The sequence below is a fragment of the Arcanobacterium phocisimile genome, from assembly GCF_016904675.1.
Taxonomy (GTDB): Bacteria; Actinomycetota; Actinomycetes; order Actinomycetales; family Actinomycetaceae; genus Arcanobacterium; species Arcanobacterium phocisimile.
This window is the reverse complement of sequence record NZ_CP070228.1, coordinates 1,381,867-1,403,314: the sequence shown is the minus strand read 5'-3', so window position 1 is coordinate 1,403,314 and position 21,448 is coordinate 1,381,867. Positions and strand designations below refer to the sequence as shown.

24 protein-coding genes are annotated in these 21,448 nt (G+C 49.0%); 13 read left to right on the top strand and 11 right to left on the bottom strand.

All coding sequences use genetic code 11. The features are described 5' to 3' along the window. The first annotated feature begins 7 nt into the window (after positions 1 to 7). From JTE88_RS06340 to JTE88_RS06315, 6 genes are all read left to right on the top strand, one after another. Positions 8 to 646 carry a DMSO/selenate family reductase complex B subunit gene (locus JTE88_RS06340; RefSeq protein ID WP_338021080.1) on the top strand — a complete coding sequence of 213 codons (639 nt, stop codon included), beginning with the start codon at positions 8 to 10 and terminating at the stop codon, positions 644 to 646. Next, complete coding sequence (locus JTE88_RS06335; RefSeq protein WP_204423686.1) at positions 646 to 1,608, top strand: dimethyl sulfoxide reductase anchor subunit family protein; 963 nt, start codon at positions 646 to 648, stop codon at positions 1,606 to 1,608. The genes JTE88_RS06340 and JTE88_RS06335 overlap by 1 nt, the downstream gene beginning before the upstream one ends. A 120-nt stretch (positions 1,609 to 1,728) precedes the next feature. Further along, positions 1,729 to 2,355, top strand: a complete 627-nt coding sequence (locus tag JTE88_RS06330) for a TorD/DmsD family molecular chaperone (protein WP_204423680.1) — start codon at positions 1,729 to 1,731, stop codon at positions 2,353 to 2,355. Beyond that, a complete protein-coding gene (locus tag JTE88_RS06325; RefSeq protein ID WP_204423679.1) occupies positions 2,348 to 3,223 on the top strand; it encodes a 4Fe-4S dicluster domain-containing protein in 876 nt (291 codons plus the stop codon). The genes JTE88_RS06330 and JTE88_RS06325 overlap by 8 nt, the downstream gene beginning before the upstream one ends. 86 nt (positions 3,224 to 3,309) lie before the next feature. Next, the gene (gene moaA, locus JTE88_RS06320) at positions 3,310 to 4,395 is read left to right on the top strand and encodes a GTP 3',8-cyclase MoaA (RefSeq protein ID WP_420826928.1); all 1,086 of its coding nucleotides are present in this window, start codon (positions 3,310 to 3,312) and stop codon (positions 4,393 to 4,395) included. A gap of 37 nt (positions 4,396 to 4,432) precedes the next feature. After that, a complete protein-coding gene (locus JTE88_RS06315) occupies positions 4,433 to 4,687 on the top strand; it encodes a MoaD/ThiS family protein (protein ID WP_204423675.1) in 255 nt (84 codons plus the stop codon). Between the two features lie 9 nt (positions 4,688 to 4,696). On the opposite strand, the gene JTE88_RS06310 is transcribed toward JTE88_RS06315, so the two are convergent. Next, positions 4,697 to 5,707 (bottom strand): molybdenum cofactor biosynthesis protein MoaE, encoded by a 1,011-nt coding sequence (locus JTE88_RS06310; RefSeq protein WP_204423674.1) that lies wholly within the window; start codon positions 5,705 to 5,707, stop codon positions 4,697 to 4,699. A gap of 47 nt (positions 5,708 to 5,754) precedes the next feature. On the opposite strand from JTE88_RS06310, the gene JTE88_RS06305 reads away from it, so the two are divergent. From JTE88_RS06305 to moaC, 3 genes are read left to right on the top strand one after another with little or no spacing between them, the layout of a single operon-like run. Continuing rightward, positions 5,755 to 6,471 (top strand): HesA/MoeB/ThiF family protein, encoded by a 717-nt coding sequence (locus tag JTE88_RS06305; protein WP_204423672.1) that lies wholly within the window; start codon positions 5,755 to 5,757, stop codon positions 6,469 to 6,471. Next, positions 6,428 to 7,696: a molybdopterin molybdotransferase MoeA gene (locus JTE88_RS06300; protein WP_338021079.1), complete on the top strand. Its 1,269-nt coding sequence runs from the start codon at positions 6,428 to 6,430 to the stop codon at positions 7,694 to 7,696. Before JTE88_RS06305 ends, JTE88_RS06300 begins: the two co-directional genes overlap by 44 nt. Positions 7,697 to 7,706: 10 nt before the next feature. Further along, complete coding sequence (moaC, locus tag JTE88_RS06295; protein WP_204423669.1) at positions 7,707 to 8,195, top strand: cyclic pyranopterin monophosphate synthase MoaC; 489 nt, start codon at positions 7,707 to 7,709, stop codon at positions 8,193 to 8,195. 11 nt (positions 8,196 to 8,206) lie between these two features. On the opposite strand, the gene JTE88_RS06290 is transcribed toward moaC, so the two are convergent. Further along, positions 8,207 to 9,706, bottom strand: a complete 1,500-nt coding sequence (locus tag JTE88_RS06290) for an ABC transporter permease (protein WP_204423667.1) — start codon at positions 9,704 to 9,706, stop codon at positions 8,207 to 8,209. A gap of 2 nt (positions 9,707 to 9,708) precedes the next feature. Next, the gene (gene modA, locus JTE88_RS06285) at positions 9,709 to 10,461 is read right to left on the bottom strand and encodes a molybdate ABC transporter substrate-binding protein (RefSeq protein ID WP_204423660.1); all 753 of its coding nucleotides are present in this window, start codon (positions 10,459 to 10,461) and stop codon (positions 9,709 to 9,711) included. A 187-nt stretch (positions 10,462 to 10,648) separates the two neighbouring features. Here modA and tatA point away from each other — a divergent pair, with 187 nt between their 5' ends. Together tatA and tatC are read left to right on the top strand one after the other, a co-directional pair. After that, entirely contained in the window at positions 10,649 to 10,840 is a 192-nt protein-coding gene (gene tatA / locus JTE88_RS06280) for a twin-arginine translocase TatA/TatE family subunit (RefSeq protein WP_204423658.1), read from the top strand. Positions 10,841 to 10,848: 8 nt separating this feature from the next. Beyond that, positions 10,849 to 11,607 carry a twin-arginine translocase subunit TatC gene (tatC, locus tag JTE88_RS06275; protein WP_338021078.1) on the top strand — a complete coding sequence of 253 codons (759 nt, stop codon included), beginning with the start codon at positions 10,849 to 10,851 and terminating at the stop codon, positions 11,605 to 11,607. Positions 11,608 to 11,665: 58 nt separating this feature from the next. Here the strand turns inward: tatC and JTE88_RS06270 are convergent, their stop codons facing one another. The 5 genes from JTE88_RS06270 to JTE88_RS06250 all read right to left on the bottom strand — a co-directional run bounded on the left by JTE88_RS06270 (position 11,666) and on the right by JTE88_RS06250 (position 16,898). Continuing rightward, complete coding sequence (locus JTE88_RS06270; RefSeq protein ID WP_204423656.1) at positions 11,666 to 12,295, bottom strand: O-methyltransferase; 630 nt, start codon at positions 12,293 to 12,295, stop codon at positions 11,666 to 11,668. Positions 12,296 to 12,313: 18 nt separating this feature from the next. Next, positions 12,314 to 13,438 carry an Mrp/NBP35 family ATP-binding protein gene (locus JTE88_RS06265; RefSeq protein ID WP_204423654.1) on the bottom strand — a complete coding sequence of 375 codons (1,125 nt, stop codon included), beginning with the start codon at positions 13,436 to 13,438 and terminating at the stop codon, positions 12,314 to 12,316. Positions 13,439 to 13,443: 5 nt separating this feature from the next. Next, complete coding sequence (locus JTE88_RS06260) at positions 13,444 to 14,025, bottom strand: DUF1003 domain-containing protein (RefSeq protein ID WP_204423653.1); 582 nt, start codon at positions 14,023 to 14,025, stop codon at positions 13,444 to 13,446. Then, entirely contained in the window at positions 14,025 to 15,311 is a 1,287-nt protein-coding gene (locus JTE88_RS06255) for a magnesium transporter MgtE N-terminal domain-containing protein (protein WP_204423652.1), read from the bottom strand. Before JTE88_RS06255 ends, JTE88_RS06260 begins: the two co-directional genes overlap by 1 nt. A 78-nt stretch (positions 15,312 to 15,389) precedes the next feature. Beyond that, on the bottom strand, positions 15,390 to 16,898 hold the full coding sequence (locus JTE88_RS06250; protein ID WP_204423650.1) for an aminopeptidase P N-terminal domain-containing protein: 1,509 nt from the start codon (positions 16,896 to 16,898) through the stop codon (positions 15,390 to 15,392). A gap of 90 nt (positions 16,899 to 16,988) precedes the next feature. Between JTE88_RS06250 and JTE88_RS06245 the strand changes: the two genes are divergently transcribed. Next, positions 16,989 to 17,825, top strand: coding sequence for a PHP domain-containing protein (locus tag JTE88_RS06245; RefSeq protein ID WP_204423648.1), 837 nt, complete (start codon positions 16,989 to 16,991; stop codon positions 17,823 to 17,825). Then, positions 17,825 to 18,451 carry a MarC family protein gene (locus JTE88_RS06240; RefSeq protein ID WP_204423647.1) on the top strand — a complete coding sequence of 209 codons (627 nt, stop codon included), beginning with the start codon at positions 17,825 to 17,827 and terminating at the stop codon, positions 18,449 to 18,451. Before JTE88_RS06245 ends, JTE88_RS06240 begins: the two co-directional genes overlap by 1 nt. Before the next feature lie 125 nt (positions 18,452 to 18,576). Here JTE88_RS06240 and JTE88_RS06235 read toward each other — a convergent pair whose 3' ends face one another. The 3 genes from JTE88_RS06235 to JTE88_RS06225 are packed head-to-tail and all read right to left on the bottom strand — an operon-like array spanning position 18,577 to position 21,394. Continuing rightward, a complete protein-coding gene (locus JTE88_RS06235) occupies positions 18,577 to 20,151 on the bottom strand; it encodes a DEAD/DEAH box helicase (RefSeq protein ID WP_204423645.1) in 1,575 nt (524 codons plus the stop codon). A gap of 33 nt (positions 20,152 to 20,184) precedes the next feature. After that, positions 20,185 to 20,409 carry a DUF3107 domain-containing protein gene (locus JTE88_RS06230; protein WP_204423643.1) on the bottom strand — a complete coding sequence of 75 codons (225 nt, stop codon included), beginning with the start codon at positions 20,407 to 20,409 and terminating at the stop codon, positions 20,185 to 20,187. 49 nt (positions 20,410 to 20,458) lie between these two features. Beyond that, positions 20,459 to 21,394: a DUF808 domain-containing protein gene (locus JTE88_RS06225; RefSeq protein ID WP_204423642.1), complete on the bottom strand. Its 936-nt coding sequence runs from the start codon at positions 21,392 to 21,394 to the stop codon at positions 20,459 to 20,461. Positions 21,395 to 21,448: the final 54 nt, after the last annotated feature.

The following is a 21,448-nucleotide window of genomic DNA, read 5'->3' as shown; positions in this document are numbered from 1 at the left end:
GGTAATCGTGGCTGAAGATTATACAAAGGAAGGCGCGCAGTACGGCTTCCATTTTGATCAATCACTATGTAATGGATGTAAGGCTTGTCAAATAGCGTGTAAAGATAAGCACGATCTTCCTGTCGGTGTCACTTGGCGTCGAGTTGTAGAATACTCCGGCGGATCATGGCAGGTTCAGGGAAATACTTTTGAGCCAAATGTATTTGCATACTACACCTCTGTGTCCTGTAACCATTGCGAAAATGCGGTATGCATGGAAGTTTGTCCAACCACCGCGATGAGTCGACGCCCCGATGGCACTGTTTATGTCGATGAATCAAAGTGTGTGGGCTGTCGCTATTGCCAGTGGGCTTGTCCTTATGGCGCTCCGCAACTGAATGCTGAGACCGGACATATGTCCAAATGCGATCTCTGTTATGACTACCGTTCTGAAGGTAAAGATCCAGCCTGTGTGTCTGCCTGTCCTTCTCGTGCTTTGGACTGGGGTCCTATTGATGAGTTGCGTGAAAAATACGGAGAGACTAACTCGGTAGCGCCGCTTCCGGATCCTTCAATCACCAAACCACATTTGGTTATTTCGCCTCATCGCGATGCCCAAGCCTGGGATTCAGGTACTGGTCAGATTACAAATCCTAAGGAGATCTGATGAATATTCATGAATTGCCCATGATCATTTTTACTGTTGTTGCGCAGATGTCCATTGGAGCTTTCTGGGCTCTGGGTGCTATCCAAGTCTTCGGTCGCTATCGCAAACTAACAGTGAGTACTATCGATCGTATTACCGATGTTGGAATGTATGCAGTGGGTCCACTTTTGGTTGCTGGATTTATCGCGGCTTTCTTCCATCTCAACGACCCGTTCCACGCTATTTACACAATGAATAATTTAGGCTCCTCCTGGTTGAGCAGGGAACTTCTGGCAGGAGTATTGTTTGGCGGATTCGGTGCAGCTTTCGCTATATCTCAATGGTTTGGCTGGTTGACTCGTGGTATTCGGGAGATTATCGCCATCTTGACTGCTGTTGCAGGACTGTTCTTGTTAATTGCGATGAGTGGCGTATATTATTCGACCTCGACAATTCCAGCATGGAATAACGTATCTGTACCGTTATTCTTCTTTGAATCTGCATTGCTTACGGGGCCGTTAGCTGTAGCAGTCGCCTTACTCATCGTATGGACGAGCAATCCACTGGCGAAGATACGTAAACAAGCCAAAGAGCCGTTAAACGCTGAACTGGTTGCTTTCCTACGAGCATCTCTGAGGGGATTGTCAGTAGTCGCAACAGTTGCCGGTATCGCTATTTTCGTAACGTATCCAATATATCTGCTCGCCCTTTCGCACGGTGGCGATGCTGCGGAATATGTGGCATCTGAGATATCGACAAGCTTCCTCTTGTGGCGACTATTGTTGTTAGGAATTGCAGTCGTTATTGCGGGAGTTTTTGCATTTAGCAAGGTACAGACGGCAAATCAGCCTCAGAAAGTTCTGATCGTGCTTATCGTTCTCGCACTTGTTTTGGCTTTAACTTCAGAGCTAATGGGACGTTCAATCCATTACGATGGATTGTGGCGTGAAGGACTTAATACCTGGCAAACGATAGCTGGTTGATCTCGTGAGCGAAGGCGTGAAGTGAAAGTATTTCACCTCACGCCTTCGCTGTATTTGTGGCAGACTTTTATTTATTGTTCATCTCGGTTGCGGGATTTACTTTCACTACAAGGAGGATGTGTGCTTAGCGCTATAGAGCTCGATGCATTTGCAGCGACATTCGGTGTTTTGGGGAGACTGCATATTCAACCAGCCGATAGTTCTACTCGTGATGCTGTTCTATCGTTGATAGATGAATGGCCGTTGCTTCCTGCAGAGTCGGAGTATACGTCTAGAGGGTGCGAACTGTTGAAAGAATCCTTAAAACGGAAAGAGACTGACGCTGCGATCCGAACAGACCAAGATACGTTATATGGAATATCGGCCCGTGCGAAAGTTCCACCATTTGAGTCAGTGCATCGTGGCGATGATCGTCTAGTCTTTGACAAGCAAACTCTCGAAGTTCGATCAGAGTATTCCAAGCTATCGTTGCGAGCACCTAACTATAATGCTGAGCCCGATGATCATATCGGGTTAGAGCTTGATTTTTTGGCGCAGTGTTGCCTTATTACGGTAGATGGAGAAGAGCGTGCCTACGAACTTGCTGTTTCTTTCACTAACGACCATATCAATCAATGGGCACCGCACATGCTCCGAGAAGCATACTCATATGCTGAAACTGCATGGTTAAAAGGAATTTTGGCATTGACCTTAGGTGCGATTGAAACGTGGAGTGAAAAACTTCAAGCTGGTGGAGCGAATGCTTGATTCTGTTGGATTGCTATTGCGCTGGTTGGCCGCGCAAGATTCACCAGAGCTAGTGGTGATATCGTGTGCAAAAGCACCAGCTATTTCAACGCCACCCGGAGCTATTAACGCGATCTTGACCGGATGCATAGCACAGGAATCTGATGGCGTAGCAGCGCAGATTCTGGCTGTTGGCGCACGTCAAGTTTCGATACATACTTGCGGTATACATAAAGATGCCGAAACGAAAAAGGCTTCTATATGGAAGAATGCTACGCCGGGGTTGGTTACGGATTTTCATCCGACCCGAAAACGGTTGTTCCGGCAGGGGAAAACTATCTCCCTTCCACATGTTCCGCTCCCGCGGCGAGCCGTTTTAGGTTTTAAAATAACATCGCCTATCGACTTTCATGCGGACGATCAAGAGCGTACTGCCCAAGCGATAGAAGCGTTAAGTATATCCGACCCAGACCAGGTTTTTTCTGCTCCAAAAGGAGTACAACTCGATGCGAACGGATGTACTTTATGCGGTGTCTGCGTCAAAGCGTGTAAAAACGATGCGTTGCAGATACAAACGGATACAAACAATGGGCGTGAGAGAGTCGAAAAGTTAGTTCTTTCTCAACGCCTTTGCCGGGGATGTCATTCCTGTATCGACTTATGTCCAGTAGGTGCGCTCGAAGCAACTCAGCCACAAACATGGCGTACACTTCAGGATCCAGAGGCGCAGCTACTCTTTCAAAGCGAAACTCGTAAATGTAAGAATTGTGGGGCGCGGATCAAATCGATAGATAGAGAGCTGTGTGCTCTATGCGTTCATCGTCAAGAAAATCCGTTCCAATCCGTTCCATTAGATAGTGTCCGAAAGCTATTGAGAGCACGGGAATAGCTTACCGTTAAAAGAGGTCTTTCGATTTGGATAGAGCAGAACGATGCGGGTATTCTCGGTTATCTATGCAAGAATACGGAGGTAATGTGAAAAGCCAGCACGAACGGTCGCTGTCATCGTTAAGTGTTACCAATGAAAAACAGCTTGGGCTTGTCGATAAGTTTGGACGGCGAGCTACTGATCTGCGAGTATCGTTAACCGATCGGTGCAACCTCCGGTGCCTTTATTGCATGCCAGAAGAAGGACTACCTGTCCTTCCGCTGTCGAAAATTTTAACTGACGAAGAAGTTGTGCGGTTGGTTCGGATTGGCGTTAACTACCTAGGCATTACAAAAGTTCGTTTCACTGGAGGCGAGCCGTTACTGCGTAAAGGGCTCGAGACGATCGTGTCTGAGTGTGCACAGTTGCGTACTACAGATGGAGAAAAACTGGACCTCGCTCTGACAACTAATGGTCTGGGACTTTCGCATCGCGCACGAGCCTTACATGACGCCGGTCTCAAGAGGGTAAATATTTCTTTAGATTCATCTTCGCGTGAAGAATATTTAGAATTGACTCGCCGCGACCGTTTTGCTCATGTTATGGAAGGTATTAGTGCTGCTACAGCAGCGGGACTCTCTCCAGCGAAAATCAATGCAGTCGTGATACCAGGTGTCAACGATGACTCATCAGAGAAGCTATTGTGTTTAGCGTTGAATATCGGGGCGGAACTACGATTTATCGAACACATGCCGATCGGTCCGAAAGGGCAATGGAATAAAGCTGAAATTATTACGTCACCTTCGTTGATCGAACGATTACAACGTAGTTTCAAGCTCGAAGAGTTTCCGAAGTCAATGCGGGGCAGTTCGCCGGCATCGTTGTGGGGTGTTGCGGCAGGCACTTTAGGAACCCAAGAGTATCCGGCAGGTACTGTAGGTTTCATCAGCTCAGTTTCACAGCCGTTTTGTGCTGAATGCGATCGTACCCGGTTAACAGCTGAAGGAAGAATACGTTCGTGTTTGTTTAACGACGATGAATATGATCTTCGAGCACTACTTCGCTCAGGTGCTTCTGATGGTGAGATCGCTTCACAATGGCAAGAGGCGATGTGGAACAAGCCCGCACGACACGGCATCAACGATGACGGATTCACTCAACCTGATCGCACTATGAGTGCGATCGGTGGCTAGCTCAAAGACAACCTTTAGTTTCAGTGGAAGGCTAAAAATGGATATTATAGTTACCGTGAAATACTTTGCAGGAATCGCTGATAGTGCAGGAAAGACTGCAGAAACAATTTCATTACCTGCACAAGCAACACTCGCTGATCTCATTGATGTCCTAGCGGCTGAGCATGGAGAAAAGTTTCGTTTAGATCTTTCTGTCTGTGCATTTTTAAGCGGCGGGCGCCGACTAGAAGTTGCAGATCGTATAAGCGATGTTGCCGAGCTGGATGTCCTTCCGCCATTTGCTGGTGGGTGATTACCGCTGTTATGCCATACCGGACCATTGAGATGAGCCGTCGGTAAACTCTTGTTTTTTCCATATTGGTAGTTCGAGTTTTACGCGTTCGACGAGATCTTCAACTGCTTGGAACGATTCTTTGCGATGGTCAGAGCTTACTGCAACTCCGAGAGCAACGTCGCCTACCGTTAATTGGCCGATTCTGTGGATGACGGCGATCTTGTGTAAGCCTCGTTCGCGTGCCACTTTTTCGGCTATGGAACGGATAATTTCGTTCGAGCTCGGGTGTGCCGAGTAGCTAATGCCGGTAACGCCCCTCTTATGGTCATGATTGCGTACTTGACCGCAAAAACTAGTAATCGCTCCGGCCATATCTGAAGAAACAGCAGCCTGGAGGGCATCCATAGAAATAGGAGAATCTTGAATTTGTGCAATGACCACTTCTCCGATTCCTGTGGAGGGCTCAGCGTGGTGTGCAAGCTTATACGTATGTTCAAAATGGCCCGAGTGAGGGTGCGAAGTAGGTGGTTGTTCTGAAGAAAGGTGGGTGTCGTGGTCACCGTTTTTTAGTTGTTCAGCTAAGTGTGAGAAAAGTTCAGAAATAGCGGATATGCCTTCAGCTACTGCATTTGGTGAACCAGGCAAAGTAACAACCGCAGCTCGATATGTTCCGTCGTCTACAACTCCAGCTATAGAACGGCTAAGAACAGCAGTTGCCACTTTCGATTTTTCTCGAATCAATGCAGCAATTCCAGGGATGTCAAACGAAAGCAACGAAGAAACTGCCTGTGGCGTCTGATCGCGTTGGGTGATCCCAGTGCCACCTGTGGTCAAAATGATATTGCTTCCTGCCTGCATAGCTGCATGAATTGCGCCTTGGACGGGTTCAATGCCATCAGGAACAACATCATAAAAAACAATCTCGCCGAATTGAGATAATATCTCTTTGGCAAGGGGTCCGGATCCGTCTTCGCGAATTCCGCGAGAAACACGATCAGATACTGTAATGACGGCAAATTTTACTACGCTTAGGCTCATGCCATAAGTTTAGGGGATAACTGCCTATACGCAAACGGAGGAAATAGGTGCGGTATACAAGGCATCTTCGACTGCCAGGATTTGGCGAAGTCGCGCAGCAAAGAGTCGAGAATGCTCGGGTTTTAGTGGTTGGTGCAGGAGGACTTGGGTCGCCTGTTCTTCTTTATTTAACAGCAGCCGGAGTGGGCACTATCGGTATTGTCGATAACGACGTCGTCGACGAATCAAATCTTCAACGCCAAGTGATACACAGTTCTGTGAAAGAAGGAATGAGAAAGACGACGAGTGCCGCGCAGGTAATGAACGACTTGAATCCGCACACTGGCACTGAACTTCACTCGGTTAAGCTAACTACAGATAATGCTCAGCAAATTGTAGGATCATACGATTTGGTTATTGATTGTTCAGATAATTTCCAAACACGGTATCTGGTTAATGATGTGTGTGAAGAGCTAGGCTTACCGCATGTCTGGGGAGCAGTTATTTCTTACTACGGCCAAGTCAGTGTTTTCATGCATGATGGGTCTGTAGATAGTGTCACTCTTGACGATGTCTACCCGCGTTCAGAAAAATATGATGCTTTGCCAACTCCACAAGAAAAAGGAACATTTGGGCCAATATGTGGTGTGATTGGATCGTATATGGCTTCAGAGGCTTTGAAGATTATTGGCGGTATGGGAACTAAGACATACGGGAAGATCGCATTAATTGATGTACTCAATGGAGAGATGCGAACTGTACCTGTTGCCACTACGAGAGCATAATGAAATGAGAGTAATGAAAACCGTTGAACAACACTATGACGATATCTTAAGTTTGGCCAATACTAGTCCAGTTATAGATGTACCCATAGAGAAAGCCTTGAATAGAGTTCTTGCTGAAGACATCATAGCGCATTACCCTATTCCACCTTTTACGAATTCTGCGATGGACGGGTTTGCTGTGCGAGCACAGGATGTGATTCCGGGACAAGAACTCCGTGTTGTCGAAGATATTCCAGCGGGATGTGCTCCACAAGTGAAAATATTCCCCGGGCAAGCCAGTCGAATAATGACTGGTGCACCACTGCCCGAAGGTGCAAATAGTGTTATCCGCGTCGAAGATACTATCGGCGGTATGGAGAACATGGCTACTCAGGCACCCGACTGTGTGGTTCCCAAGATATCCCTCCAAAAAAATGCGAATGTACGCCATGCGGGCGAAGACGTGGCTGTCGGGGAGAAAATTTTCACAGCTGGAACGAGGGTTACTCCGTCCCATATCGCAGCGTTTTCGGCTGTCGGTTTTGCGACAGTCAAGGTTCATCGTCAGTTAAATGTCGGGGTAGTAGCTACTGGAAATGAATTGCGTTCGCCCGGTGAAGAGTTAGACTTCGGCACTATCCCGGATTCGAATTCATTCCTCGTTAGTGGGTTGCTATTTGAGCGAGGAGCTAATGTGACTGTGCGCTCTTTGCATTCTGATGATTCTGCCCACTTTGTTGAGACGATCGAAAAATTGGTGAGTGAATGCGATCTAGTGCTCACTACGGGGGGAGTGAGTGCGGGGGCATTCGATGTCGTCAAATCGAGTCTGCGTTCGCACGGGGTAAATTTTACTAAAGTCATGATGCAACCAGGAAAGCCTCAAGGTTTTGGAGAGATCTCTGGTGTTCCTGTCATATGTTTACCAGGAAACCCGGTAAGTGTATATGTTTCCATGTATCTATTTGTTTTGCCGTTACTCAACGTCATGGAAGGCGGGAAACGGATTGAATATGCTGATTTATTTACCACTTCTGTAGCTGGTACCTCATGGAAGCATAAACTAGGCCGTGACCAGTTTGTACCTGTAGTGGAAAGTGAGAGGGGAGTAGTTCCTGCATCTGCTGGTGGTTCGGCGTCTCACTTTGTCGGGTCCTTACCTAAGGCCACTGCTCTTGCTTTGGTACCTGCAACTGAAAAATGGGTTCAGCCAGGTCAGAACATTTCTATTCTCCGTCTACGTTAAGGAAAACAATATGTCAAACTCTCAGACCTCGTTTACACACCTGGATAATACTGGACATGCGTACATGGTAGACGTAACTGAAAAACAACCGACTAACCGTGTTGCGACTGCTACAGCAAAAGTAAAGTGCTCCACGAAAGTTATGCGCGCTCTGCGCGAAGGTACTGTGCCGAAAGGTGATGTTTTAGCGGTAGCTAGAATTAGTGGTATTCAAGCAGCAAAAAAAGTTCCGGATCTTCTACCGCTCGCGCACATCATCGGTATTCATGGAGCTAGCGTAGATATGAGTTTAGAAGAAGATCATATTGCGATTTCAGCTACGATACGAACTGCCGATCGTACTGGCGTAGAAATGGAGGCTTTAACCGCGGCCACGGTTAGCGCTTTAGCAATAGTTGATATGGTCAAGGGTGTGGACCGAAGTGTTGAGATCACTGATTGCAAAATTACATATAAAGCTGGTGGTCGTTCCGGTCAGTGGCATCGAGAAGATAGTTAACTAGTTGTCAATTACTCATGGCTGATTATTTTTCCATGTTGGAGTTGGAGAAGCGAATGAGCAAAGTATTCGGTGTCTTGTCGGTCGTGAGAGACGATCAGAGCAGTGACAGATTCTGCTTGAAGTCGTTTGCGCAGCGTAACTCTAAGCTTACGTGCAGTAGTTTCATCGAGCGCAGTGAATGGTTCGTCTAGAAGGACGACGTTGGGTTCGGTTGCCATTGCTCTGGCGATAGCAACTCGTTGAGCTTCTCCGCCAGACAATTGCCTGACGTCCTGTAGTGCATGAGTTTCTATGCCGACGAACGATAATTCTTCCATGGCGCGAGCGCGGGCTTGAGTGCGAGAAAAACCACGGCAGCGAAAGCTGAATTCAACATTCTGCACGACATTCAGATGAGGGAACAAATATGGATTTTGCTGTAGGAGTGACACTCGCGGATGCGGCGGGGTGAACGTAACTCCACCGTGTGTTGCCACGATATTTCCAGCGATCAGGTTAAGGAGAGTTGATTTTCCAGAGCCGTTTGGGCCATTGATTACTGTTATTGTGTTGGCTTTAAACGTTGTTGACACGTTAAAGTCTCGATCCTTGATACTTGCTTGAACAGTAATCTCAGGGGCGGAAGTCGCTTGGGAATTACGCTGCTCGTGACTATAATCCTGAGGATTTTTTAAAGGCAAGGAACGGATACGAGAGATTCTAAAGAGGGGGAGCCGAACACTACCAATGACAAGCATGACGAGTGCGATGCTGATCAGTATAACGGCTAAAGCCAGCGCTTGGTCAGTGTCGAGTTCGCGTTGTAAATAAATCTGGATGGGCATTGTGCGGGTGATGCCTTGTAAAGATCCGGCAAACGTAATTGTGGCTCCAAATTCGCCGAGGGCTCTCGAGAAAGCCAAGGCCATAGAAGATATTAATGCTGGGGCTAGTAAAGGGAGCGAGACTGTGAAAAATGTGCGAGTTCTTGAGGCGCCAAGCGCCACCGCAGTATCTTCGTATGCAGTCCCATGTGTCCGTATGGCTGCTTCAAAGGTAATCACTAAAAAAGGGAGCGAGACGAAGATCTGGGAAAAAATAACAGCTATGGTCGAGAAGCTGATGGAATATCCGGCTATATCAAGATAATATCCCAACATTCCTCGCCGTCCCCAGACCAGCATGAGTGCAAGACCAGAGACGACTGGGGGAAGTGTTAACGGAAGTAGCACGAGAATACGCAGAAGCTTCCCTTGCCACTGTTTGCTACGCGCGATAGCGAATGCGAGGGGAACACCAAAGACAGTGGTCAAAAGCGTGGCGATGCTAGCAGATTTTACGGATAGCCATAATGCATCTGTTGCTTCGGGGCTGTGCAACAGATCGATAATAGAAACCCAAGGCGTGCTTAGTAGCAACGCAAATATTGGGAAGATGAGGAATAATAGACCGACTATGGCCGGCACCAGTAACCACGGGGCGTAGGCAAGCTGTTGAGAGTGGGATAACGGATGTTGAGAATTCTGCATTGTTATTTCGTTAGAACTGTGAAACCAAACTGAGCAAGCTTCCGTTGCCCATCTGCACTGAGAATAAGATCTTGGAACCGTTGTGCCAAAGCTGAATGCTGAGTGCCGTGAGTTACTCCGATCATATAGTTATTGACTATTTGTTCCGCATTTTCGATATCGATTGAAGATACTTTTTCCTGTGCAAAAATAGCATCTGTTTTATAGACTATTCCCGCGTCAGCTTCTCCACTAATAACTTTACCGAGCACACTTGTGACAGATTGTTCCTCAGATACGGGAGTGAGCTTTACATTAGTCTCCGAAGCTAGCTTTTGTGTTGCTGTTCCACACGGGACTTGTTGGGCACAGATCACGAGGCGTTTTCCTTGAAGTGACTGTTGATCAAAGCGTGAAATGTTGCCCGGATTATCGTTGGGAACTACGAGCACTAACGTGTTAGAGGCGAATGATTCAGTATTGTCTACCAATCCGTTCGCTAGCGCTTTCTGCATATTATTTTCATCGGCAGTGATGAGTAAGTCGGCTGGGGCGCCCTGGGAAAGCTGATCTACTAAGGAAGAAGAGCCATCAAAATTGAAGCTAACATTTATATCCGGAGCTAATTCTGAAACGATCTCTGGAAGCGCTTGGTGCAAAGAAGAAGCTGCAAAAATTGTGATCTTGTTTGTGTCATTTGGCAGATCAGCCGATCCAAGACATCCAGAAAGAACTAATGTGACGCATAGACTAACCAGCCAGCGTTGTTTTTTCATGTCACACACTCCTTTGAAATAGTGCTTTGCATATGCGAACCAAGGATACCGAGTACTTTTGATGATTGCCAAAGTTGTGGAAATACGTAAATTAACAGTGTTATAAATAGTAGGGGCTGACGTTCGCATGCAGTACAAGTTAATATATGTACTCTAGGCATTATCGTTCTTTTTATTAGGGGAGTATATGAAGCCGTCTCATATTATTGTTGTCATCATTGTTCTTATCGTGATTTTTGGTGCTTCGAAGCTTCCAACAATTGCCAAGTCGATTGGGCAAAGCGCCAAGGTGTTAAAGAAAGAATTGAAAGAACTCCAAGATGATGTTCCACCAGAAGATGGCGCAATTACTGATGAAAAAGAAGGACATAACGAGTAGGTCGTTGCGTGAAGAATAATCCGGAAGCACGAATGGGAATTTTTGCCCATCTGCGAGAGCTTCGGAAAAGACTGCTGCTGTCCATTGCTGGAATAGTTCTCGGTACAGTCCCCGGATGGTATCTCTATGATCCGGTCATGCAGTTCATTCAAGGACCGGTTAAAGCGACACATAATGGTGCGGTTAGTTTAAATTTTCAGACGATTGGCGCTGCATTCGATCTCAAGCTGACAGTGGCAATATGGACCGCAATTTTATTGACGAGTCCATGGTGGATCTGCCAAATAGGAATTTTTGTTGCTCCAGCATTGAAGAGAAAAGAAAAAATCTATCTCGCAGTTTTTGGGCTTGTTGGAGTTGTGCTTTTTTCTGCAGGAGCTCTCAGCGGCATTTGGCTTGCTCCGCGGGCAGTAGAAATACTCCAATCATTTGTGCCAGAAGGCGCGGTTTCCTTACTACAAGCGAACACTTATGTACTTTTTTATATGCGCCTAGTTATTGCATTCGGGATATCTTTCTTGATTCCAGAACTGTTAGTCGTCCTGAATTTCCTGGGTGTCATGTCAGCTCGGACAATGCTCAGCGGATGGCGTTGGGCAACTGTTAGTGCGTTTGTTTTTGCTGCGATCGCCAACCCTTTGCCAAGTCCCTGGCCGATGACTATACAGGCGCTATTATTACTCACTTTATATTTAGTAGCAGTTGGTATTTCTTGGCTTAGAGATCGTTACGTTCATAAAAAGCAATCGTCAACACATGCAAGTTAATGAAAATAAGCTCCGGCGACAATACACGTATTGTCGCCGGAGCTTATTTGAAGCGTTTCTAAAGCTTCTTAGCCACGAGCAGACCATCGCCTAACGGCAGAAGCGATGTAGTTACCTGATCGCTGTCGTGGAGCATACGGCCAATATTTCGCATTGCTACTGTGTTGTCGTCCCGACGCGCTGGATCAGCAACACGATCATGGTAGAGAGCATGTGCGACAATCAGTATTCCACTGGTACGAAGCATCCGCAATGCCTCCAGAACGTCACCTTCTGCTTCTAAAATATCGCCGTCGATAAAGACGATATCGTAGGAGTTAGGAGCGAGACGTGGCAGGATATCAGCACTGCGACCATTGATAAGCCGGTAGCGTCCCGCACGGATCCCCGTTGCTGCAAAGTTTTGCCGGGCAAGATTTTGCGCCTCGGAATCAATATCGATACTAGTAAGCTGGGACTCTTTCGAGCCACTGAGCAAATACAGGCCAGATACACCAGTGCCTGTTCCAATATCGGCAATTGTTTTGATCTGACTACCTGTTGCTAGGAACGAGAGGAATTGCCCAGTTGCTGGGCTGACACTTTCGATACCGAGTTCAGCCGCCTGATAACGTGCCTGTTCGACAGCATCGCCGTCGGTGACAAACGATTCTGCATACAACCACGATTGCGCTTTTTCTGTGCTCATGCTCTGCTTCCTATGCTTTTAGAGTGGTGAGACACCAAGAGACTTACCCGATAGTCCACGAGCACGACGGCCCAGCGTAGCTGCGATCTCATCAATCGCGTCATGTGCAGGTGAAGAACCGTCTTGGCTAGCTAGTGGAACACCGGCGTCGCCACCTTCGCGCAGTGGCTGCTCGAGCGGAACTTGGCCAAGTAGTGGGACGTCGTAGCCAAGGATGTAGGATAGTTCGTCAGCAACTTTCTTGCCGCCACCGGCGCCAAAGATTTCCATCTTCGAACCATCTGGCATTGCCAGGAAGGACATGTTCTCGATAACGCCAACTACACGTTGTTCCGTTTGCTTTGCCATCATCCCTGCACGTTCAGCTACATCAGCAGCTGCAACTTGTGGAGTTGTCACAAGAACAACTTCTGATTGCGGGATAAGCTGTGCAACGGAGAGTGCAATATCGCCGGTACCTGGTGGCAAGTCAATCAAGAGGACATCGAGATCGCCCCAGTACACATCGGAGAAGAATTGTTCTAGCGCACGATGAAGCATCGGACCGCGCCAGACTACCGGGATGTTTTCTTCCATAAACATACCGATGGAAATAGTTTTCACATCGTGTGCTACTGGTGGAATGATCATTTTGTCCACAACTTGCGGTGGAGAATCAACGCCCATCATGTGGGGGATAGAAAATCCATAGATATCGGCATCAACGATACCAACCTTCAAGCCTTGGCGTTGCATAGCAGTTGCGAGGTTGACGGTCATTGAGGATTTGCCAACGCCACCTTTACCAGAAGAGATAGCGTAGACGCGGGTCAGCGATCCTGGCTCCTGGAATGGGTTGTGACGTTCTGGCGCGCCACCACGCAAGGTTTTACGCAGTTCTTCTTTTTCTTCGTCGTTCATCACTCCCATGACAACCTCGACGCCGGTAACGCCTTCAACCGCGGATACTGCGGAGGTGGCGTCTTCGGTGAGTTTGTTGCGCAATGGGCATCCAGCGGTAGTGAGGTTGATACCGACTGTGACGTGGCCTTCGTCTGTCACGTCTACGGAACGAACCATGCCAATTTCGGTGATTGGTCGCTTAATTTCCGGATCGTAGACGGTGGCTAATGCTTCGTTGATTTTTTCAAGGGAAATAGTCATGAGGGTTAGTCTACCTTCTTTTCAGTATCATCTTCATGCGCCTTTAGTCGGAGAATTTCGCGCTCGAGTTCAGCGATTCTTTCGTTCTTTTCGGAAAGTTCGGCTTGCAATTCGCCATGCGTCTCCCGGTAGATCTCAAGTTGGTCGCGAATCTCTGATCGCACGAAGTCACGAGTTGCGATTTCGTTCATTGCCAGACGCAACGACGCGATTTCGCGAGTGATGTATTCAGTGTCGGCAAGGTTACGTTCGGCTGTGAAGCGATCTTGCTGAGCCGTAACGCGGTCACGATCGTCTTGCCGGTTCTGCGCGAGCAAAATGAGTGGAGCTGCATAGGAAGCTTGGAGCGAGAGCATCAAAGTCAACGCAGTAAATCCCAGTTCAGCGGAATCAAACCGCAACGAATCGGGACCCCACGTGTTCCAGATCAGCCACAGCGCAACGAAAATTGTCAAATAGACAAGGAATTGTGGGGTGCCGGAAAACCTCGCGATACGTTCTGAAACAACGCCCACAGCATCAGAATCCCATCGGGTTTTCCGCATCCGGCGTGAACGCTTATCCGATGGTTGATCAAAATCAGCCATTATTCATCTCCTTCCTCATCATGTTTGTGGCGTGCGTCGACAGCTTCATCGAGTTCTTCTTCGTCGGCTTCACGCCAATCATCAGGCAACAAGTGGTCGAGAACGTCGTCAACTGAAACAGCACCGACGAGCATTTCGTCAGCTACAACCGGCAACACGGTTAAGTTGTAAGTTGCCAGCAGACGAGTGATAGTACCGATGCCGTCATCTGGAGCCACCGTTTCGACTTGTTCAACAATTCCGCCAATCATATTCGACGGTGGTTCACGCAGAGCACGCTGCAAATGGACGACGCCGATATAGCGGCCGGTAGGGGATTCGTGCGGGGGACGAGTGACGAAAACCATCGATGCCAACGCCGGAGGTAATTCTGGACGACGTGCTTGGGCTAGTGCCATCGCTACCGAAGCGTCGGGTGCCAAAATAATCGGATCGGTTGTCATCAAACCACCAGCAGAACGTTCAGAATAACTCATCAAGCGTCGAACGTCGCGAGCTTCTTCAGGTTCCATGCGGTCGAGCAAGACTTCAGCTTGAGCCTCTGGAAGCTCGTTGACCAAGTCGGCTGCATCGTCTGGTTGCATGACTTCCAAAACATCAGCTGCACGATCGACGTCGAGAGATTCCATAATCGCTACTCGATCGTCGTCACCCAATTCTTCCAAAACGTCTGCCAAACGCTCATCCGATAATTCACGAGCGACGGCGAGCAGACGTTCTTCGGGCAAGTCACGTAGCACGTCGGCGACGTCGGGAGCCTTCAAACCCGAAATCTGGGCGAGTAGCGCTGTTGCACCTTGAGAGGTCTCCTTGATGCCAAGTCCACGGACCGCCGACGTGGGAACAAGTAAGGTGTTACCGGCGTCTTTCGCATTCTGTCCCATGCGTACATAAAGCGTGGTCACACGCCATTCACGTGCACGGGTTTGTTCGATAGCTAGATCTTCAACTTCAGCTCGTTCGCCAGAATCAATGATCGTCACTTGCCGATCGAGAAGCTCTCCTACAGCCATGGCTTCAACCGGACGCTGATTAAACCGGCGCATATTGAGTACACCGGTAGTAATGACTTGCCCGTTGGCCATCGACGTAACACGAGTCAGTGGTAAAAATACTCGGCGTTTTCCGGCTACGTCAACGGTTAACCCCACTGCCAGTGGGGCGCCACGTAATCGGAAAACCACGACGACATCGTTCACCTTGCCAACGCGATCACCAATTGGATCGAAAACATCAGCTCCGGCTAAGCGTCCGACAAAGACGCGAGATGGACCGCGAGAGCTCATAACTCACCTTCCTGTTCGTCGTGGCGGGATAACCCGTGCACATATTTTTACATTGCTGGCTTAGCGATCACTTGAGCATTACTGCGCTAGGCGAGCCATCCAGTTTTCGATTTCTTCAACAGTGCGAGGAATATTTTCTGAGATCCGTACCGCGCCATTTTTAGTGATGACGATGTCGTCTTCGATACGCACACCAATACCACGGAATTCTTCTGGCACCTTCAAGTCATCTTCACGGAAATACAAGCCAGGTTCGATAGTGAACACCATACCTTCTTCAAGCAACGCATCTTGGTAAAGTTCGCGTTTGGCTTGGGCGCAATCGTGAACGTCTAGTCCGAGATGATGGGAGGTGCCGTGTGGCATCCAGCGGCGGTGCTGCTGATTTTCTGGGAGGAGCGATTCTTCTGGCGAAACCGGTAAGATTCCCCACTCGTGAAGATGACGAGCGATAACCGTCATTGCTGCTGCATGTATGTCTCGGAAGCGAACTCCTGGTTGGGAAGCAACATCCAGAGCGTAGTCACAGGCTTCGAGGACAGCTTCGTAGACGAGCCGCTGGGTATCGCTGAACTTTCCAGATACTGGCAGAGTACGAGTGATATCGGCGGTGTAGAGGGAATCTACTTCAGCGCCGGCATCAATCAGCATCAAGGTGCCGTCTTGAAGTGGGCCATCATTCTTGATCCAGTGCAACGTATTGGCGTGGTTGCCAGCGGCTGCGATGGTGTCATAGCCTAGGCCGTTTCCTTCTTCACGAGCTTTGGCAAAGAAAGCGCCTTCGATAACGCGTTCTCCGCGCCAGTGTGTGCGTGCACGTGGGAAGGAGGCAACGATTTCATCGAAGCCAGAAGCAGTGACGTCAACAGCCTTTTGCATTTCAGCGATCTCGTATTCGTCTTTGATAAGGCGTAGTTCGGACGCAGCTTCAGCAAGTTGGGCATTGATCTCGCTTGCGTCGGTAGTTAACCCATTTTCTTGACGGAGCTCTTCAACCAGGGATTCGATCTGGGCGTCAGCTTCGGGAATCACTCGGATCTGAACTTCGCCAAGGTCTTTCGCTAGAGCATCGCGCAACGTATCGATATGTGCCACGTTTAGACCGGTGAGAGTGGACATCTCGTGAGCCGAGAGGCGAGCTCCAACCCAGAATTCGCCGTGGCGGGAATCTGCATAGAATTCTTCGGATGAACGTGAAGCGCGTGGATGGAAGTACAGCACGGCTTCGTGTGTGACTTCTGGCGTTTCGTTGCCTGCCGGTAGTGGTTCAAGGACAAGCACAGCACCAGGTTCATCTTCGCCACCCAAACCGGTGAGATGCGCAAACGCTGAGTGTGCACGGAAACGGTAGTCAGTATCGTTAGAGCGCACTTGCAGATCGCCGGCTGGAAACACTAAGCGTTCGCCGCGGAACTGTGAGCCGAGTTTGAAATGACGAGCCGGAAGATAGTCAGCTGCAGCTGAGCGCTGCGGGCCTGCTGGGCGAGCACCCCAATCTTCACCAATGAAGGAACGGAAAGCATCGCTTTGTGGACGTTGCGTACGGTTGTGTGCGCGTTCTTCGAGGGATTGTTTTTCTTCAGTCATACATCTATTATCCCACTATTTTCCGCCGATTCTAAAAGATAATTGAAGGTGTGAGTAGGTCGTGGTGGAGGCGGTGAGTACTATGAAGATATGAAGATTGATCTGCATACTCATTCATCGTGTTCGGATGGCACCGACCATCCCTACGCGCTTATTACCCAGGCACACCAGGCAGGGCTAGATGTTGTCGGGTTAACCGATCACGATACAGTTGAGGGCTGGGTAGACGCAGCAATAGCGGCCCAGGAAACGGGGATAAAGCTCGTACGTGGAATGGAAATTACTGCGCGTTGTCATGGTACGCATGTGCACATTCTGGGGTATTTGTTTAACCCAGGACACCCGAAAATCATCGATCATATAGCAAAGCTACAAGCTTCTCGCCACGGGCGCGCTCGTGAGATTACCCAGCGACTTGCTGAGGATTACCCGATATCGTTTGACGACGTCGTTGCCCACGCTGCTCCAGGTGCGGTTCTCGGCCGTCCCCATATTGCAGATGCTTTAGTAACATTGGGCTTGGTAGAGTCTCGGTCTCACGCGTTCGAACGCTTGCTAGCTCCGTCGTCGCCCTATTACGTCAGTCAATATGCGCCTGAAGCTAGCGACGTCGTGAAGTTTGTTGGTCAAGCTGGCGGCAAGACGGTCTGGGCGCATCCGCATGCAAGCTCCCGAGGGAATATTGCACCGGACCGGGCGTTTGAAGAATTGGCGGATGCTGGACTGTTTGGAGTTGAAGTAGATCACCGTGACAATCCTGCCGATACACGGCCGGCGTTGGCTGATATTGTTAAGGCGTATGGTCTTGCGCGGTTCGGATCTTCGGATTTTCATGGAACCGGTAAACCGAATCAGCTCGGCGAACACACAACGTCGGCCGATGTTTATTTTTCTTTAATTGACGGGACTTTCGCGGAGGTTATTTAGTGTCTTTTGATACAGCATTGTTTGTCTCGGCATTCGCAACTCTATTTGTGATTATCGACCCTCCAGGAAATTTGCCGATTTTCCTCGCGCTGACGGCTAAAGCTTCTGAGCGTAACCGTCGCCGTATCGCATTCCAAGCAAACTTCATTGCCGGTATCTTGCTAATGCTTTTCGGATTCTTCGGTTTCACAGTGTTCAATTCATTGGGAATTTCCGCGCCAGCATTACAAATCTCGGGCGGTTTGTTGTTACTTCTTATTGCGTTGCAATTATTGACGGGGCAGGAAGAAGATCCGGGTGAATCTGACGGTGATTTACACGTAGCTATGGTTCCGCTGGGTATGCCTTTGCTCGCTGGCCCTGGCTCGATCGTGGCATTCATGCTTCTCATTGATGATGCCGGACATGACTGGGCTCGGATCCTCACAACGGTTTTTGGCCTAGTGACGGTCTTGACTATTTCTTGGCTGACGATGCGGTTTGCTAACCCGATTTTCAAACTGCTTGGCGAGTCGGGCATTATGCTTCTGACTCGGTTATCTGGCATGTTGCTCGCCGCAATCGCAGCGCAGCTGATCATCAACGGAATTATTACGGTTGTTAATACTGCGTTCTTAGGCAGGTAAGTCTGGGGGCGGTTTGGTATTGGATAGGTCCTGTCTGCCACTTAAAGCGATAAATATTGGGTCACACTAGAGAGTGTGACCCAATATTTATCGCTAGTAGGTTAGCGTTTTTGACCGACTAGAGTTTAGGACTCGGTATCAGTTTTGCGAATACGACGACGTTGGCGTGGCTTACGCACACGGCTTGACTCAGAATCGCGAGATTCGCGCGGCGAGCGGTCACTGTCCCGATGGGGCTTATTCCCAGAACGGGAACCGTTACCAGAGCGTGAACCGGAACCGGAACGCTGGGCTGGACGACGGCCACGGCCGGCGCTCTTTCCTGTTTCGCCCAGATCTTCGAGCTTTTCTGCAGTGAGACCTTCGCGAGTGCGCTGAGACTTTGGCAGATAGCCAGTGACGTCGGTAGGGATGTCGAGATCCGTATAAAGATGATCTGAGGTGTGGTAAGTTTCCACCGGCTCTGGCATTCCGAGGGAGAGCATTTTGTTAATCACTGCCCATCGCGGGGTGTCTTCCCAATCGACGAAAGTAATAGCAGTACCTGAATGGCCTGCGCGACCGGTACGACCGATGCGGTGAATATAGGTCTTTTCGTCTTCTGGAGCCTGGTAGTTGATCACCTGGGTGACGTTATCGACGTCGATACCACGGGCAGCGACATCGGTTGCGACAAGCACATCGATTTTGCCATTGCGGAACGCGCGCAAAGCTTGTTCGCGAGCACCTTGGCCCAAATCGCCATGCATTTCACCGGTAGCAAATCCGCGTTCGGCAAGATCTTGTGCCACCCGGGATGCTGTGCGCTTTGTGCGGGTAAAAATGATTGATAGACCGCGATCTTTGGCTTGTAAAATGCGGGCGAGAACTTCAATTTTGTTCATCGCATGGGTCCGGTAAACCACTTGGCGAACCGACTTAACCGTGGTGGAATCGTCATCGTGCGCTTGTGCACGAATATGCGTTGCGTGTGACATGTACCGGCGAGCCATCGCAACAACTGGTCCAGGCATGGTTGCCGAGAACAACATGGTGTGGCGGGTAGCTGGGGTGGAGCTGAGGATTTTCTCGACGTCTTCGAGGAATCCAAGATCCAACATCTCATCCGCTTCGTCTAAGACAACCGTTTTAACGGCACTGAGGTTCAATGTGTGATGCTTGAGTAAGTCGATGAGACGACCGGGAGTACCGACAACAATTTCGGTACCTTTTTCTAGATCTTTAACCTGCGGCTCGTAAGCTCGTCCGCCATAAACTTCAGCTATACGCACGCTACGATTCTTTGCGGCGTTCTTGAGATCTTGGGCGACTTGTTTCGCAAGCTCTCGCGTAGGGACGACGACGAGGCCTTGTGGGGATCCGGGCCGGTCGAGTTTGTCAAAGCCCTCTTCACCAGGGCCGACACAGCGTTCGATCATGGGAATGCCGAAACCGAGTGTTTTGCCGGTACCCGTTTTTGCTTGACCGATGATGTCGGAGCCTTTAAGCGCTACCGGTAGGGTTAACGCTTGGATAGGGAAGGGGTGGGTGATACCTTCAGCTGCTAAAGCATCGACGATAGGAGCAGAAACTCCGTAATCGGCAAATGTTTTCTCTTCTAAATTGAGATCAGTGGCTGCAACCTCAATATCTGCTGCAGGCTCAATAATTGTTGGAGCGGATGCACCTGACGTATCCGCGATTCCTGACGTATGGGTCATTCTTATGCTTTCTTTGTTCGGTTTTTGATATTTCTACGCAAAACCGAAGCCAACGCGCCGTTGGGGCGTTCCTGATATTTGAACGTAGCCAAGAGCGTGAGCTGGCACAAAGACTGTTTCATCATCTGAGCTGGTGAGTACCAGTGGTTTTTCTGATGCGAGTGCATCGGTGACAAGGTTGTTGAGCTCTTCGGTAGACATATCTACACTCAAGTTTACAGCTCCGGCAACGTCACGAATTCCAATTGTAATATCCAAGGCTAGTCCTTTCTTTTCTCTACGAGTCTACCGTTCTCGACAGTTACTGTCAGTTCCCATCGCGCAGGGCGTAGTTTTTGTGGAGTTTGCCGTATGCGGAGGAAAGCCCAACCAGGATTGCTCCCCAGAGGAAACCGACAATAGCTGAGCTAAAAGTCTCGACAACCCAACCAATGAAACTTCCTGCGCGCGCAACGACTGGATCAATGGCGCCCTGCAGAATATGGTGTGGATGATCGAGCCCAATTTCAGCAAGTTGAACAATGAGCATATGGCCTCCAACCCAAATCATGGCTGCCGTCCCAACAACAGTCAAAATGCGTAAAACACAGGGCATCGCTTTGATTAAGAGTGTACCTAGTATTTGGAAAGAACGTGACTTTTTAGTTGAAAGTAAGAGCCCGACGTCGTCAGTTTTAACAATCACTGCAACCACGCCGTAGACGAACAAAGTGATAAGGAAAGCGACGAAGATGAGGATCGCTAACTTTTGCCACAAGGTAGAATCAGTGACTTCGTTGAGGGCAATCACCATGATTTCTGAAGATAAGATGAAGTCAGTGCGTACTGCTTGACGCACCATAGAATCTTCTGACTGAGTGTGGATAGCAGGTGTATGCGTCGAATTCCCGATAACCCGTTCAACAATTTTATGGGCGCCTTCAAAGCACAAATACGAACCGCCAGCGATAAGGAGGTAGGGAAGTGACCAAGGCGCTACAACCGAAAGAAGGAGGACCGCAGGCAAAATAAACACTAGTTTGTTGCGCAGAGAGCCTTTGGTAATCCGCCAAATGATTGGCAATTCACGCTGCGGGCCCAGTCCTTTGATATATTGCGGCGTTACGGCGGTGTCGTCAATAACAACGCCCAAGGTTTTTGTGCCGGCTCGCGCAGCTCCAGCGGCTACGTCATCGAGGGATGCCGCTGCAATCTTGGCAAGTGCTGTTACATCATCAACTAGGGCAATAAGTCCACCAGCCATACAATCCTCCTGCGAATCGAACCTGTTAATAGTGATCGTACGGGAAGTGAAACC

Bases quoted from the DNA above. Each gene is read 5' to 3' on its own strand.
- JTE88_RS06335 (WP_204423686.1), top strand. From the start codon at position 646: ATGAATATTCATGAATTGCCCATGATCATTTTTACTGTTGTTGCGCAG.
- JTE88_RS06325 (WP_204423679.1), top strand. From the start codon at position 2,348: ATGCTTGATTCTGTTGGATTGCTATTGCGCTGGTTGGCCGCGCAAGAT.
- JTE88_RS06315 (WP_204423675.1), top strand. From the start codon at position 4,433: ATGGATATTATAGTTACCGTGAAATACTTTGCAGGAATCGCTGATAGT.
- JTE88_RS06310 (WP_204423674.1), bottom strand. From the start codon at position 5,707: ATGAGCCTAAGCGTAGTAAAATTTGCCGTCATTACAGTATCTGATCGT.
- JTE88_RS06300 (WP_338021079.1), top strand. From the start codon at position 6,428: ATGGAGAGATGCGAACTGTACCTGTTGCCACTACGAGAGCATAATGAA.
- moaC (WP_204423669.1), top strand. From the start codon at position 7,707: ATGTCAAACTCTCAGACCTCGTTTACACACCTGGATAATACTGGACAT.
- JTE88_RS06290 (WP_204423667.1), bottom strand. From the start codon at position 9,706: ATGCAGAATTCTCAACATCCGTTATCCCACTCTCAACAGCTTGCCTAC.
- modA (WP_204423660.1), bottom strand. From the start codon at position 10,461: ATGAAAAAACAACGCTGGCTGGTTAGTCTATGCGTCACATTAGTTCTT.
- tatA (WP_204423658.1), top strand. From the start codon at position 10,649: ATGAAGCCGTCTCATATTATTGTTGTCATCATTGTTCTTATCGTGATT.
- JTE88_RS06270 (WP_204423656.1), bottom strand. From the start codon at position 12,295: ATGAGCACAGAAAAAGCGCAATCGTGGTTGTATGCAGAATCGTTTGTC.
- JTE88_RS06265 (WP_204423654.1), bottom strand. From the start codon at position 13,438: ATGACTATTTCCCTTGAAAAAATCAACGAAGCATTAGCCACCGTCTAC.
- JTE88_RS06260 (WP_204423653.1), bottom strand. From the start codon at position 14,025: ATGGCTGATTTTGATCAACCATCGGATAAGCGTTCACGCCGGATGCGG.
- JTE88_RS06255 (WP_204423652.1), bottom strand. From the start codon at position 15,311: ATGAGCTCTCGCGGTCCATCTCGCGTCTTTGTCGGACGCTTAGCCGGA.
- JTE88_RS06250 (WP_204423650.1), bottom strand. From the start codon at position 16,898: ATGACTGAAGAAAAACAATCCCTCGAAGAACGCGCACACAACCGTACG.
- JTE88_RS06245 (WP_204423648.1), top strand. From the start codon at position 16,989: ATGAAGATTGATCTGCATACTCATTCATCGTGTTCGGATGGCACCGAC.
- JTE88_RS06235 (WP_204423645.1), bottom strand. From the start codon at position 20,151: ATGACCCATACGTCAGGAATCGCGGATACGTCAGGTGCATCCGCTCCA.
- JTE88_RS06225 (WP_204423642.1), bottom strand. From the start codon at position 21,394: ATGGCTGGTGGACTTATTGCCCTAGTTGATGATGTAACAGCACTTGCC.